This window comes from Pseudogemmobacter sonorensis, from assembly GCF_042762395.1.
GTDB classification, from domain to species: domain Bacteria; phylum Pseudomonadota; class Alphaproteobacteria; order Rhodobacterales; family Rhodobacteraceae; genus Pseudogemmobacter; species Pseudogemmobacter sonorensis.
Window position 1 is genome coordinate 72,561 of sequence record NZ_JBEFZE010000015.1, and the last position, 14,626, is coordinate 87,186.

Below are 14,626 nucleotides of genomic sequence, written 5' to 3' on the forward strand. Positions count from 1 at the left end.
GCAGCCGTTCACGATTGCGGCCATACTGCTGCGCGACGATTGAGCTTTCCGCCCATCGGGATCATCGTTCCGCCGTCGATCCGTGCGCAATCTCGAAGGAGTGAACATGTATAGCCATATCCTGATCTCGACCGACGGTTCCGAAGTCGCAGGAAAGGGCCTCGACCACGGCCTGACCCTGGCCAGGGCGCTTGGGGCGAGGGTCACCATCATCACCGTGACCGAGGCCTTCCCGGCCTATGTCGGCGCGGCGGGGGCCGCCTGGTTTCCCGGGCCCGAGGAAATCGAGGCCTATGACGGGCGGCAGGCCGAAATCGCCGCCGGGATCCTGAAGGCGGCCATCGCGGCGGCGGACCGCATCGGCGTCCCGGCCGAGATGCTGCATGTGCCGAACGCGCCTCCGGCCGAGGGCATCGTCGAGACCGCGAAGGCCCGCGGTTGCAGCCTGATCTGCATGGCCTCGCACGGCAGGCGGGGGATCGGGCGGCTGCTGCTGGGCAGCCAGACGGCGGAAGTGCTGGCCCACAGCCCGGTGCCGGTGCTGGTGGTGCGCTGAACCGCCCGGCCGGTCGAAAGCGCGACAGGGGCGGCCCGGGGGCCGCCCCCGGTCGGGGTGCAAGCTAGTCCGACAGGCGCAGCTTGTCGGCCATGTTGGGATCGTCGGGGGGCATCTCGATGGCGATCCCGGTCGTGAAGGGCTGGTTGGCATGCGGCGCCGTCAGCAGGACCCATTGCGTCAGGTCGCAACCGAACTGGATCGGCCGCTCCGGCAGGCCCGCCGCCGCCAGTTGCCGCCGCGTCAGCGTCTCAAGCCCGGGCGGGCGGATCGAGAGATAGACGATGGACTGGCCCCGGGCCTCCAGATCGCGCAGGGCGTCGACGGCGACCGGGTTGACCGCCACCTCCTCGAAGCGGGGATGGAAATATTGCGACCCCTGCTCGAACAGGAAGCCGTCGATCGCGACCAGGAACTGGCGGTGGCCCTTGAGATATTCGCGCCATTCGTGGACCGTGCCCCAGTCCTGGTATTGCGAGATCCGCTTGACGCGGAAGACCTTGCCGTTCATCGACAGCCAGGCGATGATTTCCGACAGGTAAAGCTCGCCCGCCGCCAGCCGCGAGGTGTCGGTCAGCTCTTCATAGGCGGCAAGAAACTCGGCCGGGCTGGTGAAGTAATAGCCGCCCACGCTGAACATGTCGGAAATGACCTGCTTTTCGCGGAAATTGACGATGGTGTCTTCCTGGTCGACCTGGACATAGCTTTTGTTCTGCGGGTTGATCTGGCTGAAGGCGCTGAGCGAGGCCACGCAGACGTAATTGTGGTTCTGGAACAGCCGGTCGACCTGGAAGTAATTGTCGCTGTCCTTGACCATGAAGGGCCCGTCGATGCCGGTGCGGCGCAGGGTCTCGGCCACGGTCTCGGACTGGCTGCGGGTGGGCTGGTCGAGGATGACGCAGTTCACCTCCTGGCCGAAGGCGGCGCAAAGGCCCGCGCGGGCTTTGAACCTTTCCTCATGCTCGCGCAGGATGGTGAAGATGAAATCCTCGGTCCGCGCGCCAAGGCCCGCCACGGCGCGCCGCACCATCGGCAGGCCGTCGCGGTCGGGCAGCATCCATTTCGGGGGCATGTCGGGGAAGCGCGAAGAACGGCCGGCGCAGGGCACGATGATATGCATTCAGGACCTCTGGGAAAGCGTTTCCAGGGCGGCCCGGCCGCATTCCGCGACCCGGCGGCCCACGAAGGACCGATCCTCGTCGGTCTTCACATAGGGCAGGATACGGGCGAAGGTCAGCCCGAGGTGGATGTAATGGCGCTGCGGCCAGCCGGGGTCGAGCAGGGTCGCCGCGCGGTGGAACCGCTGCCTGAGCCACCAGGTCACCCCGCGGGCGAGCGGACGCCCCCGATGGGCGTGCCAGAGCCCCTCGCATTCCTGGAACAGCTTCGACCAGTCGATGGCGAAATGATCGAAGGGCGAGGCGATGGTGTCGATCAGCCAGAGCGCGCCATGGCGGTCGACCAGGATGTTCTCGAAGGTCAGGTCGCCATGCACCGCCGTCGCCCCGCCGGGCGCGGCCAGCCGGTCGATGCGGGCCAATGCCGCGCGCAGCGGCGCAAGCTCGGCCCCGAAGGCGCCAAGTGTCCGGGCGGCGATCTGGTCGAGCTTTGCCTCCACCAGCGCCTTCGACGGCGCCAGCGGCGCGGGCCCGGAGGTGGGGGCGGGGGCGGGGGTTTCGGCCAGCCGGATCATCAGCCGCTCGACCCGGTCGGCGAAATCCGCGACGCTGTGAAAGCCGCTGTTCGACAGGAAGTTGATCGCATCGCGCGAGGGCACGAATTCCATGTCGAAATAGAAATATCCGTCGCGCTCGCCCATATCCAGCACTTCGGGCATGGCGGCGCAGCCCGCCACCAGCCCGGCCAGGCGCTGCTGGCGCAGGGCCTGGCCGCGCAGGCCCGCATTTCCGGCGCGGCTGTTGCTGGCCTTGCGCACGAAGCTGCGCGGCCCGTCGGGGATGAGCGCGATGGTCGCCCCCGAAAACCCCGAGAGCGGGATGGCGTCGCCGCAGTCGCGCAGGGCCGGGTGGCGCAGGATGTCGCCGTCCCGCGGATCGAAGGGCGGGGCGTGGTTCATCGCGGCGCGTCCCGGTCCGGGCGCAGGATCCGGCCGGGCCGGGTGACATCGACCACCGCCATCCCGGCGGCCAGCGCCGATCCGATCCCGGTTTCGGTATCCTCGAACGCGAGGCAGCGCCCGGGCGCCACGCCAAGCCGTTCGGCGCCCAGCAGATAGGGGTCGGGCGCGGGCTTGCCGCGCAGGGTATCGTCGCCGCTGACCACGGCGGCGAGCGCCTCGCGCCAGCCCATGTGGCGCAGGATCAGCTCGACCCCGTCGCGGTTTCCGGACGAGACCACCGCCATCGGCAGGCGCCCGGCATGGCGCGCGATCAGGGCCGAGGCCGGAAGGCCCGCCGCCCCGTCCCGGGCCAGAACGGCGCGGAAGCGCGCTTTCTTGGCGGCATGGATCTCGGCGACGGTCTGGTCCGCGATCTCGCCCATGCCCGCCGCCCTGGCGTAAAGCCGGATCGCGATCCGGGCGGGCGGGCCGATATGGGCAAGATACTGCGCCATGCCCAGGGGATGGCCCAGATCGGCGAAAACCTCGCCATAGGCCTGGCCGTGCAGCGCCATGGTATCGACCAGCGTGCCGTCGAGGTCGAAGCACAGGGCCTGCCACGGCGAAGTGTCGACCGCCTCTGGCCAGTTCCCCTCTGCGCCCATCCCCAGGATCCCGGAGTTGTTTCCATTCACGGCTTGCAGCATAGTGCCAAGGTGCTCCGACGAACAAACAAGAAAAGACACGCCCCCTGAACGCCGGGGCCGGATGTGCCCCGTCCGAAGGCCCCCCGCGCGGGGTCCCGGTCCGGTTGCGATGAGTGATCCATGCCAAAGGTGGTTTCTTTATGACTTCTGTCGCCGTGGGGCCGGAAAACGACGCCCTGGCCGCGCAATTGGCCGATCTGACCGCCCTGTCGCGGGCGGGCGATCACGAGGCCGCGCTGCGGCTTGGCGCCGGATTGATGCGGGACCAGCCGCCGCGCGCGGTCTTCGAGGCGGCGGCGGCGGCCGTCGTCGCGGCGCTGGCGGGGGATGCGCTGCCGCCGGGGGCGCATGAGGACCTGCTCCGCGCCCTGATCGTCGAGGATCCGGCCGGGGCGGCGCCTGCCCTGCCTTTGCAGATCGCGGTCGCGCATTCGGGCGGCGATGCCAAGGTCCTGCCGGGGATGGCGCGGGCGCTCGCCCCGCCGATGGCGGCGCTGTGGGGCGAGGGGCATCGCGGGCGCGGTTTCCTGCTGCTGGCGCTGTTGCTGCGCTCGGCCCCCGGTTCGGGCCCCGCCGGGCCGCCGATCGCGCAAGAGGCGCTCAGCCGCTGGCATCATGAGGCGCTTGCGGGCCTGGGTCCTGCCGATATGGCCGTGCCCTATAATGCGATGTTCGACCGGCAAAGCTTTCGCCGCAATCTGGCCGATGTGGCCGATCTGCTGGCGCAATCGACCGCGCAATCCCTGGCCGGGCGGTTCCAGCCCTGGCAGATCGTGCAATTGCACTGGATCTCGGGCGGGGGTGCGATCGACGGGTTGTTGCCGGACCTGCTGGCCTCGGCCCTGGATGCGGCCCCGGATGCGGCCGACCCGGCGATGCGCGCGCTGGCCCTGCGCGGGGGCGCGCTTGGCCTGATCCCGGCCGAGGTTGCGGCTGCGGCCGTGGCGGGGCCCTCGGGCTCCGGGGACGGTGCCGCCCTCTGGTGCGGGCGGATCGCCGAATGGGCGGCGCTGCGCGGCCCGGACCGGGCGGAGATCGCGCGGGCCCTGCGGCGGCTGCAATCGAAACCCGTGCAGGCGCTGCATGCGGCGGCGGGGCTGGCGGCGGCAAGGCTTGCTGCGGCGGGGGCGCCGATGCTGCGGCTTGGCCGCCGCGCGCCGCGCGTCGCGGTCTGCGTCTCGGGGCAGTTGCGCGGCTGGCGCCGGGCGCTTCCGTCGTGGCGGCGCGGCCTGCTTCAGGGCGCGGATTGCCGCTTCTTCGTCCACGCCTGGGAGAGCATCGGCCGCTCGGGCGCCGAGCCCTTCCGCGCCTATCTGCCCTTCGAGGGCCCGGCCTTCGGCGCGGCCTGGCGGGTGGCGGCGAACCGGCTGGGCATGGCCGAGATGGGCGCGCGCTATCCGGCGCTGTTTCGCGCCCTGCGCCATGGCGGCAGGGTCACGGCCGCCGAGGTCGCCGAGTTCTACGGCAGCGAGAGCGTCGTGCTGGAGGATGACGCGGCGGCGCGGTTCTCCGGCTGGTCCAACAGCCGCAAGATGCATTACAAGCTTGCCGCGGCGCATGATCTGGCCATGGCCTCGGGCGAGGAATTCGACCTGGTGCTGCGTCTGCGCCCGGACAAGGAATTGGGGATCGCCGCCTTCGGCTGGTCCGACCTGATCCGCGCCGCATCCGCCCCGGCGATCTTCGCAGATATCCCGATGGCCTCGCATTACGGCCATCCGATGATCGGCGATCAGGTCGCCATGGGCCTGCCGCGGGCGATGGCGGTCTATGCCGACACGCTGCGCCTGGCGCCGGATCTGGCGGCATGCGGGCTTTACGGCTGCGGCCCGGATTTCGCCGGGCACACCAGCCTCGCGCTTGCCTGCTGGCATGCGGGGATCGCGGTCGAGCGGCTGCCGGTCAGGATGGGGCGGCTGCTGGAGGCGGCCAACATGCGTCCATCCGAGATCGTCGGCTGCCTAGAGGCGGACAGCGCGGGACGCGCCGACGATACCGACAGGGCGCTTCTGGGCGCGGCGCGGGCGGATCTGGCGGCCTCTGCATAGGGGCGGGGGCTTGCCATGGGGGGCGCATCGCGCGGGGCGCGGATCTTCCCGACCGCAAGGCCGCAGGGCTGGCGCTCCCCCCGGCTCAGTTCCAGGGCGCCTCAGCTTGCGGGCGCCTCGCGGTCCCGGGCCAGAAGCCGCGCCAGCGCCACCGCCGCCAGCATGGCGATCCAGGGCGAGGCGGGCATGTGGTAGCGGTCCTCGACCACGATCACGGCATGGACGAGGGTGACATAACCCCAGATCGCCACCGCCGGGTTGAACAGCGCCGCCCGCCAGCCCCCCTCGCGCCACAGCAGGACGATCCCCGTCCCCGCCGCCAGCACCAGGGAATACCACCAGCCGGTCGCGACCAGCTTGGCCGCCGCCAGCAGCCCGTCGCCGCCAAGCGCGCGGATGGCGGCTTCGTTCCAGGCCACGCCGATCGTCTCGCGCCCATGCAGTTGCACGGCCTTCTTCAGGGTGCGAAGCAGGGTCTGGCCGGGGTTTTCGCGCATGTAATCCTTGGCGATGGCGCCCAGATATTCCGCGCGCGCGCCCTCGGACATGGATGCGACCTCGGGCGGAAGATCCATGTAGCCGCCGTCCGAGGCGGGGTTGTTGCCCATCCAAAGGTTCGGCCCGAAATTGGTCGAGATCAGCGCATCCGCCCCCAGCACCGCCTGGTTGCGCATCGACCAGGGCAGGGCGCAAAGATAGATGATCGCCAGCACCACCCCGGCCCCGGCCAGGGCGCGGGCGCTTTGCCGCAGCCCCTGGGGCCAGGTCACCATCCACAGCACCACCGGCAGCAAAAGCGCGACCGGCCGCACATAGCAGGCGGCGGCGAAGAAGAGGCCGGAGGCCAGCAGCGCGGGCAGGCCGCGCGCGTCGCGCAAGCTCCACGTCTCGCGCAGCAGCCAGAACCAGACGCCCGCAAGGCTGAGGGCAAGGAAGAACAGCTCGCTCGACAGGACCGAGGTGAAGAAGATCAGATTGGGCCAGAACGCCATCAGCGCCATGGCGATCCGCCCGGCCGAAGCCCCCCACAGCCTTTCGGCGATGCGCCAGCTCAGCCAGATCATCGCAAGGCTGGCGATCAGGTTCAGCCCGACGACGACCAGCGGCGTCTCGCCGAACAGCAGATAGCCCGCCGCGACCAGCGCGGCGGTTCCCACCGCCCAATAGGCACTGGGTTCGGCGGCGGTCCAGCCATAGACCCCCTCGCGCGCGAGGGTCAGGGCGAAGACCTGATAGGCATGGCTGTCCGAGACCGGATCGACCGGGACCAGCGCGACCCAGACCAGCCGGATCGCCATGCCGAGGGCAAGGATCGCCAGCGGCGGGAAAAGCGTCAGGTGCGCGTCCGGTGCGACGGAGAACCGCAGGCTCATGCCGGGCGCCCCGGGATGGCGGGGGGGTGGCCCCCCGCCGCAAGGGCGCGGGCCGGGGTGGGGCGCGCGCGGGTTCTCGCCGCAAGGGCGGGTGTGCGGGCCCAGGGATGCGGCGCATGCTTCTTGCCGAAGGCGGGCGGCGCCCTGCGGCTCGACCGTGGCGCGTCAGTCATTTTCGCGATTGCCCCCGTATCCGGCCAGGACCCCCGCCACCAGCTTCTGCATCCACAGCGCCTGTTGCGGGTCCGGTCCGGTGCGGGGCGGGATATTGGCCGCCAGCCCGACCGGGTCCACGTCGTAGATCACCGCGAAATGCGCCAGCGCGATCAGATAGGCGCCAAGGTCGTTCAGATGCACATCGTCCGAGAACAGCTCCGACAGCCGGGTGATCCCCGGGGCCTCGCCCGCCAGGATCGCGTCATGGGCGGCGGCGAAGACCAGGGGGCCGGGGATCATCTTCACATGGGCCATCTCCCGCGGGCGATTGGCGTTCACATGGGCCTGGATGCTGTCCCAGCGGGCCATTTCAAGCGGCATCCGCTCGCGGAAGGTCAGATGGCCCTCGGGGTCGTTCCAGGGGTTGGGGTCGTCCGGCCCCGAGCCGATCCCGACCCAGGTGGCGTAAAGGATCGTGGGCGCGCCCGCGCCCCCGGCGCCATGGGTCCAGGCATGCGTTGCCCATTGCAGCGCCATCCCGGGCGAATCGTGCCAGTCCATCGTGCCCGAAAGCGGTGTGCGCTCGGTGATCACCAGAAGGTCGAAACCGGCCATCACCCGTGGCTCGCGCAGATAGGGCTGGCCCGATCCGGGATCGTTGTGCCACCGCCAGTCCATCGGGCTGCCGGGGATCGTGGATTTGACGATCTCGCCCCGGGCCCCGGCCTGAAGCCGCAAAAGGCTGCGCAGCGGCTCGATCAGCGGGTCGGTCAGGCTGTGGCCCGATTGCACGACGCGGCGGTCGAACCCCTGGCCCGCCCCCTGGCCCGCCGTCAGCGCGGCGCCGCCGGTGAGCGGCCCGAGGCCGATCGCGCCCGCGCCTGCGAGCAGATTTCTGCGTGAGAGCGTCACTCTTCGATCTTCATCCGGTCGGTGGGATCTTCATCCGGTTGCTGGCCGCCCGATCCGGGGTGGCGGGTCGATGGCCTCGGTGCCCAGGTTACGGGCGGTTTCTGTCAGAACAAAGAAAAAACCTGGGCGATCCCCGGACGGGGCGGGGGGGCAAGGGCGAGGCGTCCCCTCTGCCGTGTCCTTGGCGAGCGGGGCGCCCGTCGCCGCAAGCCTAAACGGGGGCGGGCTTCGCCCGCTCTGTCGGCGGGCGGCGGGAAATGCGGCGTCCTGATGCTCCGGCCGATCCCACGTGCCGCAGAAGTCGAGGGAAAGGCCAGAAATCGCCATATTTTGATCCCCTGTCATGGTGTTAGCTTGGGGCGAAGACGCTCTGGACGGGAATGGCAGGCAAGGGATGGAGATGGGGCAAGGGCTTGAGAACATCCGCCTGCCGGGTGCGACCGGCGCGGTGGCGTTCCACGCGCCCATGTCGGCCCGCCGCAGAGGCGCGGTCGCGCGGCTGCACCCTGTCCTGTGCCGCGCCGCCCGCTCTTTCGCCGGGTTGCGTTCAAACATGAGCCTCGGCCCCGGGAAAGCGGATCGCCGTCGCGGCGCAGGTGGGCGGGTGCGGCATGACGGGCCTCTTATTGTTGACAGAGGGGAAAGCCGCGTCATGCTTGGCGGCATAGATATTCGCCCATTTGAAATTTTTTCGTGATCGAAAGCGGCGATGCGAATGTCCCACTCGAGTAACTTTCTGGTTCCGGCTTCCGATCTCGCGCCGACCGCCCTGCGCGGACCGGGCCCCTCGGCGCCGCTGCGGCTGACCCCCAGCCAGATCGGACTGCTGTTCGAAAGTCGGCTTGCGGGCAAGCCCGGGCTGAACCAGTTGCAGGTCGTGGTGCATCTGGCGGCGGGCCCGGTCTCGACCCCGGCGCTGCGCGCGGCCTGGGACCATGTCACCGCCCATCACGCGGCGCTGCGGCTTTCGCTTTCGCCGCTGGCCGAAACCGGCCCGGTCCAGACCCCGGTCGCCGCGCTGGTCCCCGATTTCGCCGAGATCCCCCTGCCGGGGCGCGACAGCCCGGAGGCCGAGATCCGCGCCTGGATCGCCGCCGACCAGGCCGATCCGCCCGATCCGACGCGCTGGCCCGCCTGGCGGGTGCGGCTGCTGCGTCCGGCGAGGGGCGCGCCGGTCATGGTCTGGAGCTTTCACCACGCCCTCCTTGACGGCGGCGGCTACCGGCTGATCCTGCAAGAGCTTCTGGACAGCTATGCCGCCCTGCGCGACGGTCGGGCGCCGCCGCTTCTGCGCAGCGCGGGGGACGGCTTTCTCGCCCATTGCGCGCGGATCGAGACCATGGATCACGCGGCGGGGCGGCGCTTCTTCCAGGCCCATCTCGCGGGGTTCGACAGTCCCTCCGCTCTGCCCGGGGTGCTGGCCCCGCCGCCCGGTGCCGCGCCGCCCACAGGCATGCGGCGCGATGTGATCCCGGGCGGGCTGGAAGAGGCCTGCGCCCAGGCCCTGCGTGCCCGCCTGGCCGCCGTCGGCGCCACCATGGCCGATGCCGCCGCGCTGGCCTGGGGGCTGGTGCTGGCGCGGATCTGCGGCCGGGGCGAGGCGGTCTTCGGCCTGACCCGCTCGGGCCGCCACCTGCTGCCCTCGGGGCAGGCCTCGGCGGGCTGCCAGATCAACACATTGCCCTGCCGCGTCCGGCTGGGCCCGGACAGCCTTGAGACCGCGCTGCGCGCGCAACGCGCCTTCTCGAACGCCTTGCGCACCGTCGAACACACCCCGCTGTCCGAGATCGCGGACCTGTGCGACGCGCCGCGCGACCGGCCGCTTTTCGACACCATCCTGATGTTCGAGCGCCGCTCGCTCGCCCAGGTCTTCGACCCCCGCCTGAAGGTCGAGGAAATCAGCCGGATGGCGCCCCTTGTCACCCTGGCGGTCAGCGACGATCCCGCCCCGGTCTTCCGGCTGGAATACGACCCGGAGCGGCTGGGGGAGCAGGGGGCGGCGCGTCTTCTGGGCTGGTTCTCGCGGCTGATGCGGGCCATGGCCGATCCGGCGGACCGCCCGCTGGCCGCGCTTTCGATGCTTTCGCCGCAGGAGATGGCGGAGCTTGCCCGCTTCTCGGGGCCCGCGCCAAAGGCGCCCGATACGGATGCGCCGCCGCTGATCTCGCGGATAGAGGCGGCTGCTCGGCAGCATGCCGCGCGCCCGGCGGTTGTGGTCGCGGGCGAGGCCGAGGGGCTGAGCCATGCCGCCCTGCATGGCCGGGCCAATCATCTGGCCGCCTGCCTTCGGGCCGAGGGGATCGGCCGGGGCGATCTGGTCGCGCTGGCGCTGCCGCGCAGCCCCGAGCATGTGATCGCCCTGCTGGCGGTGATGAAGGCCGGGGCAGCCTTCGTGGCGCTGGACATCGCGCTGCCCGATGCGGCGCTCTCGGACATGCTGGCGCGCTCGGGCGCGAAGGCGGTGATGGGGCGCGAGGATCTGCGCCGCCGCTTCGTGGCCGAACTGCCGCTTTTCGATCCGGCCGCGCCCGGGCTTGCGGGCAGCGCCGACAGCCCGCCGCCCCGGCCCGCGCCCGCGCCCGACGATCTGGCCTATGTGATCTTCACCTCGGGCACCACCGGCCAGCCCAAGGGCGTGATGATCCCCGAGCGCGCCATCGCCGCCCATGCCGAGATCATCCGCGCCGCCTTCGGCCTGACCGAGGCCGACCGGGTGCTGCAATTCGCAGGCCTTGGCTTCGACGTGGCGCTGGAAGAGATCCTGCCCAGCCTGATGTCCGGCGCGGCGCTGGTGCTGCGCGACGACGACATGACGGCGTCGAGCGGGGATTTCCTTGCCGCGCTGGCACGCGAGCGGGTGAGCGTGGCCAATCTTCCCACCGCCTTCTGGCATGTGCTGGCCGCCGATCTGCCGCCCGCCGACGCAGAGGCCGCCCCGCCCTTGCCCGGATCGCTTCGGCTGATGATCGTCGGCGGCGAGCGGGTCTCGCCGACGGCGATCGCGCGCTGGCGGCGGCATTACCCGGATCTGCGCTGGCTCAACGGTTACGGCCCGACCGAGACCACGATCACCGCCACGCTGGGCGGGCCGCAGGTCGGTTCCGGGCCGGGGCAGGGCGCGGTTTCGATCATCGGCCGCCCGCTCGCCCATGCGCATTGCGAGATCCGGCTGGCCGACGACAGCCTTGCCCCGCCCGGGATCGCGGGCGAGTTGCGGATCGGGGGCCCCTGCCTCGGGCTTGGCTATCTCGGCCGTCCCGACCTGACCGCGGCGGCCTTCCGGGGCGAGGGCGCGGCCCGCGCCTATTGCAGCGGCGATCTGGCAAGCTGGCAGGCGGACGGGCAACTGGCCTATCTCGGCCGGATCGACCGGCAGATCAAGTTGCGCGGCTTCCGCATCGAACCGGCGCAGATCGAGGCCCGGCTGGAGGCCGATCCCGCCGTGGGCGGTGCCCATGTCGCGCTGGAGGGCAGCGGCGCCGCGGCCCGGCTTCTGGCCTGGGTCGCCCTGGGCGATGCCGCCGATCCGGGGGCGGTGGTCGCCGCGCTTGGCGCCCGGCTGCGCGAGGGGCTGCCCGCGCATATGGTGCCCCTGATCCTGCCGGTGCGCGCCTTCGCCCGCACGCCCGGGGGCAAGATCGACGTCGCGGCCCTGCCGAGGCCGGTGGCCGCGCCAATGTCCTCGCCTCTGCCCGAGCCGCCGGTCGGCGCCGATGACGATCCCGCAATCGCCCGTATCCAGGAGATCTTCCAGGTCCTGCTGGGCGTGGGGCCGGTCGGGCCGGACCAGTCCTTCTTCGACCTGGGCGGCAATTCGCTGATGTCGGTGCGGCTGATGGGCCGGTTGCAGCGCGCCTTCGGGCTTCATCCGGCGCTTGCCGCGCTCTACCGCGCGCCGACGCCGCGCGGCATCGCCGCCGAGCTGGCCCGGGGGGCGCGCGGGGACCTGCCCGATTGCATGATCCCGATCCAGCCCGCCGGCGCCCGTCCGCCGCTCTACGCGATTCACATCCTGGGCGAGGGCGGCGCGTTTTTCCGCCCGCTCGCCCGGCGGCTCGGCCGGGACCAGCCGCTGATCGGGCTGACGCTCGACCTGCTGGCGCCCGGCGCGCCGACCGGGGTCGAGGAGATCGCGGCAATCTACCGGGCCAATATCGAACGGCACCGGCCCGAGGGGCCGGTCAGCCTGATCGCCGTCTCGCAAGGCGCCTGGCTGGCCTTCGAGATCGCCCGGCAACTGACCGCGCAGGGGCGCGAGGTGGCGGGGCTTTATCTGCTGGATGCCGCCGGGCCGGGCGGGCGCCCCCGCGCCGCGCCCGGGCATTCGCTGGCCTATTACCTGTCGCGGCTGCGGCGCAATTTCCGCAATGTCGTCTGCGGCGCGGGCAGCAGGCTGAGCGCGCAGCTCGGCTTTCATTTCGCCCGGCAATGGGTGCGCCTGACGCGCAGGCTCGGCATCCTGTCGCCGATCTCCACCAGCATGGCGCATCAGGCCGCGATCGACCTGGCGATCTCGCGCTATGTCCCGGGGGTGTGGGAGGGCTGGATCACGCTGTTCCGCGCCACGGCGGAGTCCACCGATACCGAGGAAGGGATCGCCGGGGCCCTGGGATGGCGGGTGGTGACCAGCGCGGGGGCCGAAGTGCTTGATGTCGCGGGCGATCACCTGACAATCCTGCACGAGCCGAACGTGGCGGATCTGGCCGGAAAGCTGTCGCGGCTTTTGCAGCGGGAGCCGCCGCTTTCTTGAGCGGGCCTGGCCTGGGCGAGGGAGGCTTTGCGCGGCCTATGCGCCGTCGGCGCGCGGACCTGCTTTCGCCGGGTAATTGTCAATCGACGTTGAAGAGTGCCCCCTTATCGGCGTCCAAAAGTGACCCCTTTAGCGCGCGGGTGAGCAGGCCCGTGGCGGCGTAGCTTTCCAGCTGGCGCAGCCGACGCGGGCCTGCGTTTTGGAGGGTGTTCAGGCTCGGGTTTTGATGCGCCAGCTGTCGTTTCCGGTCTCGACGTCGAGCCATCGCAGCGCCGTCGGTTCGAGCGCGATGGCGAAGGGCCGTGGTGTGTGAGGCGATCGAGCAGCGCGGTGGTCATCTTCGCGTCCCCGAAGACGGTCGGCCACTCGCCGAATGCCAGGTTGGTGGTGACGATGACGGAAGTCTGCTCATAGAGCTTGGCTCGACAGATGGAACAACAACTGGCCGCCGGACTGCGCGAATGGCAGGTATCCGAGTTCGTCGAGAATGACGAAGTCGAGCCGCATCAGATGTTCCGCAAGCCGGCCCGCCCGTCCAGCACGAGCCTCGGCCTCCAGCCTGTTCACCAGATCGACAACATTGAAGAACCTGCCCCGGGCACCATTGCGGATGACCGCGCGCGCGATGGCCACGGAGATATGGGTCTTGCCGGTCCCCGTGCCGCCCACCAGCACGACATTGCGCTGTTGGCTGAGGAATTCCCCGCTGGCCAGATCGCGCACCAGGGTCTCGTTGATCGGGGTGTCACCGAAGGTGAACTCCTCGATCTCCCGGGCATAGGGCAGCTTGGCGGTGGTGATCTGGTATTTGACCGACCGCGCTTTCTTCTCGTTGATCTCGGCGGCCAGAAGATCTCCAACGATCTGGCGGGGTTCGTGCTGGCGGCGCACAGCAACTGCCATGAGTTCGTCATAAGCGGCGCGCATCCCGTAGAGCTTCAACTCGCCCATTGCGGCCATGATGTCAGCCCGATCCATCAGCTGGCCCTCCGCAGCAGGTCATAACGGGCGCAGTCCGCCACAGGCTCATGGGTCAGGCGCAAGGCCGGAGAGGTCAGCAGGAGCGGTGGTGGCTCCGGATCGCGCCTGCGAGACAGGATATTGAGGATCACATCGGCGGAGTGAACGCCCTGCGAGAGGGCTTCGGCGCAGGCCTTTTGCACCGCAGGCATTCCTTCCGTCAGCACGGCGCCGAGGATCTTCACCATCTGGCGGTCGCCATCCGAGGAGCCCTGCAGCTTGCGTCGGATTTGTTCGAGAGCTCCGGGAAGAACCCAGTCCTTGAACGGTGCGCCGTTACGCAGAGCCCCGGGTTTGCGAAGAAGAACAGGCACATAGTGCCAGGGATTGTAGACCGTTCGGTCTCGGCCGAAGTGGCGCGGGTGGTCTCCGACCAACCGACCCTCCTGCCGGATCTCGATGCGTTCCGCATAGGCCCTGATCTCGACCGGCCGCCCGACAGCCGTTGCCGCGACAGAGTATTTGTTGTTGTCGAAGCGCACGAGGCAAGTCTTCGATACCGCCGCAGGCAGCGAATGGAAGCCGTCAAAGCGCCCGGCATAGGGGACAAGGTGCGGGCGCTCTTTCTGAAAGACCTCCCAGACAGTCTTGTCCGTCAGCTCGGGATGTTTGCTGCTTTTGGCCGAGGCGATGCACTTGTCCAGAAGCCAAGCGTTCAGTTCCTCGTAGCTCTTGACCCTGACCCGGGGCGAGAAGAACCGTTGGCGGACCGTGCCGACCTGGCTCTCCACCTGACCCTTCTCCCAACCCGAAGCCGGGGTGCAGGCAACAGGTTCTACCAGATAATGGCTAGCCATCTGCAGGAACCGACGATTGTAGAGGCGTTCCTTGCCGACGAAGATGGTCTCCACCGCTGTCTTCATGTTGTCGTAGACCCCACGGGTGCAGGTGCCCTTGAAGAAGGCGAAAGCCCGATCATGGGCATCGAACATCGAAGCCATCGCGGCGCCATCGGTTCGAGCCCGATGGCTGAGGCTCCTGCGTCTCGCGCGGATAGGCCCGCACAAAGAACATCCGGCTGTGACACAGGCGAACATGGGCCACT

The 14,626-nt window shown here is 70.0% G+C and carries 8 protein-coding genes and 2 pseudogenes; 3 read left to right on the forward strand and 7 right to left on the reverse strand.

Annotation, left to right across the window (positions count from 1 at the left end; all coding sequences use genetic code 11):
- The first annotated feature begins 106 nt into the window (after window positions 1-106).
- The gene (locus ABNX41_RS12420) at window positions 107-556 is read left to right on the forward strand and encodes a universal stress protein (RefSeq protein WP_438670039.1); all 450 of its coding nucleotides are present in this window, start codon (window positions 107-109) and stop codon (window positions 554-556) included.
- A gap of 64 nt (window positions 557-620) precedes the next feature.
- Here the strand turns inward: ABNX41_RS12420 and ABNX41_RS12425 are convergent, their stop codons facing one another.
- The 3 genes from ABNX41_RS12425 to ABNX41_RS12435 are packed head-to-tail and all read right to left on the reverse strand — an operon-like array spanning window position 621 to window position 3,280.
- Entirely contained in the window at window positions 621-1,676 is a 1,056-nt protein-coding gene (locus ABNX41_RS12425; protein ID WP_438670040.1) for a glycosyltransferase family protein, read from the reverse strand.
- The gene (locus tag ABNX41_RS12430; RefSeq protein ID WP_438670041.1) at window positions 1,677-2,633 is read right to left on the reverse strand and encodes a phosphotransferase; all 957 of its coding nucleotides are present in this window, start codon (window positions 2,631-2,633) and stop codon (window positions 1,677-1,679) included. It lies immediately after the preceding gene.
- Window positions 2,630-3,280, reverse strand: a complete 651-nt coding sequence (locus tag ABNX41_RS12435) for an HAD family hydrolase (protein ID WP_438670042.1) — start codon at window positions 3,278-3,280, stop codon at window positions 2,630-2,632. The genes ABNX41_RS12430 and ABNX41_RS12435 overlap by 4 nt, the downstream gene beginning before the upstream one ends.
- 182 nt (window positions 3,281-3,462) lie before the next feature.
- Between ABNX41_RS12435 and ABNX41_RS12440 the strand changes: the two genes are divergently transcribed.
- Window positions 3,463-5,370, forward strand: a complete 1,908-nt coding sequence (locus ABNX41_RS12440; protein ID WP_438670043.1) for a hypothetical protein — start codon at window positions 3,463-3,465, stop codon at window positions 5,368-5,370.
- Between the two features lie 101 nt (window positions 5,371-5,471).
- On the opposite strand, the gene ABNX41_RS12445 is transcribed toward ABNX41_RS12440, so the two are convergent.
- Both ABNX41_RS12445 and ABNX41_RS12450 read right to left on the reverse strand, forming a co-directional pair.
- Window positions 5,472-6,743, reverse strand: coding sequence for an ArnT family glycosyltransferase (locus ABNX41_RS12445; RefSeq protein ID WP_438670044.1), 1,272 nt, complete (start codon window positions 6,741-6,743; stop codon window positions 5,472-5,474).
- A 165-nt stretch (window positions 6,744-6,908) separates the two neighbouring features.
- Window positions 6,909-7,811, reverse strand: a complete 903-nt coding sequence (locus ABNX41_RS12450) for a hypothetical protein (protein ID WP_438670045.1) — start codon at window positions 7,809-7,811, stop codon at window positions 6,909-6,911.
- A gap of 715 nt (window positions 7,812-8,526) precedes the next feature.
- Here ABNX41_RS12450 and ABNX41_RS12455 point away from each other — a divergent pair.
- Window positions 8,527-12,561 carry a non-ribosomal peptide synthetase gene (locus ABNX41_RS12455; RefSeq protein ID WP_438670046.1) on the forward strand — a complete coding sequence of 1,345 codons (4,035 nt, stop codon included), beginning with the start codon at window positions 8,527-8,529 and terminating at the stop codon, window positions 12,559-12,561.
- 210 nt (window positions 12,562-12,771) lie between these two features.
- Here ABNX41_RS12455 and istB read toward each other — a convergent pair.
- A pseudogene (gene istB, locus ABNX41_RS12460) lies at window positions 12,772-13,539 on the reverse strand (IS21-like element helper ATPase IstB).
- Window positions 13,539-14,626 (reverse strand): annotated as a pseudogene (locus ABNX41_RS12465) (IS21/IS408/IS1162 family transposase); the annotation flags it as partial. The pseudogenes ABNX41_RS12465 and istB, both read right to left, overlap by 1 nt.

Bases quoted from the DNA above. Each gene is read 5' to 3' on its own strand.
- ABNX41_RS12420 (WP_438670039.1), top strand. From the start codon at position 107: ATGTATAGCCATATCCTGATCTCGACCGACGGTTCCGAAGTCGCAGGA.
- ABNX41_RS12425 (WP_438670040.1), bottom strand. From the start codon at position 1,676: ATGCATATCATCGTGCCCTGCGCCGGCCGTTCTTCGCGCTTCCCCGAC.
- ABNX41_RS12430 (WP_438670041.1), bottom strand. From the start codon at position 2,633: ATGAACCACGCCCCGCCCTTCGATCCGCGGGACGGCGACATCCTGCGC.
- ABNX41_RS12435 (WP_438670042.1), bottom strand. From the start codon at position 3,280: ATGGGCGCAGAGGGGAACTGGCCAGAGGCGGTCGACACTTCGCCGTGG.
- ABNX41_RS12440 (WP_438670043.1), top strand. From the start codon at position 3,463: ATGACTTCTGTCGCCGTGGGGCCGGAAAACGACGCCCTGGCCGCGCAA.
- ABNX41_RS12445 (WP_438670044.1), bottom strand. From the start codon at position 6,743: ATGAGCCTGCGGTTCTCCGTCGCACCGGACGCGCACCTGACGCTTTTC.
- ABNX41_RS12455 (WP_438670046.1), top strand. From the start codon at position 8,527: ATGTCCCACTCGAGTAACTTTCTGGTTCCGGCTTCCGATCTCGCGCCG.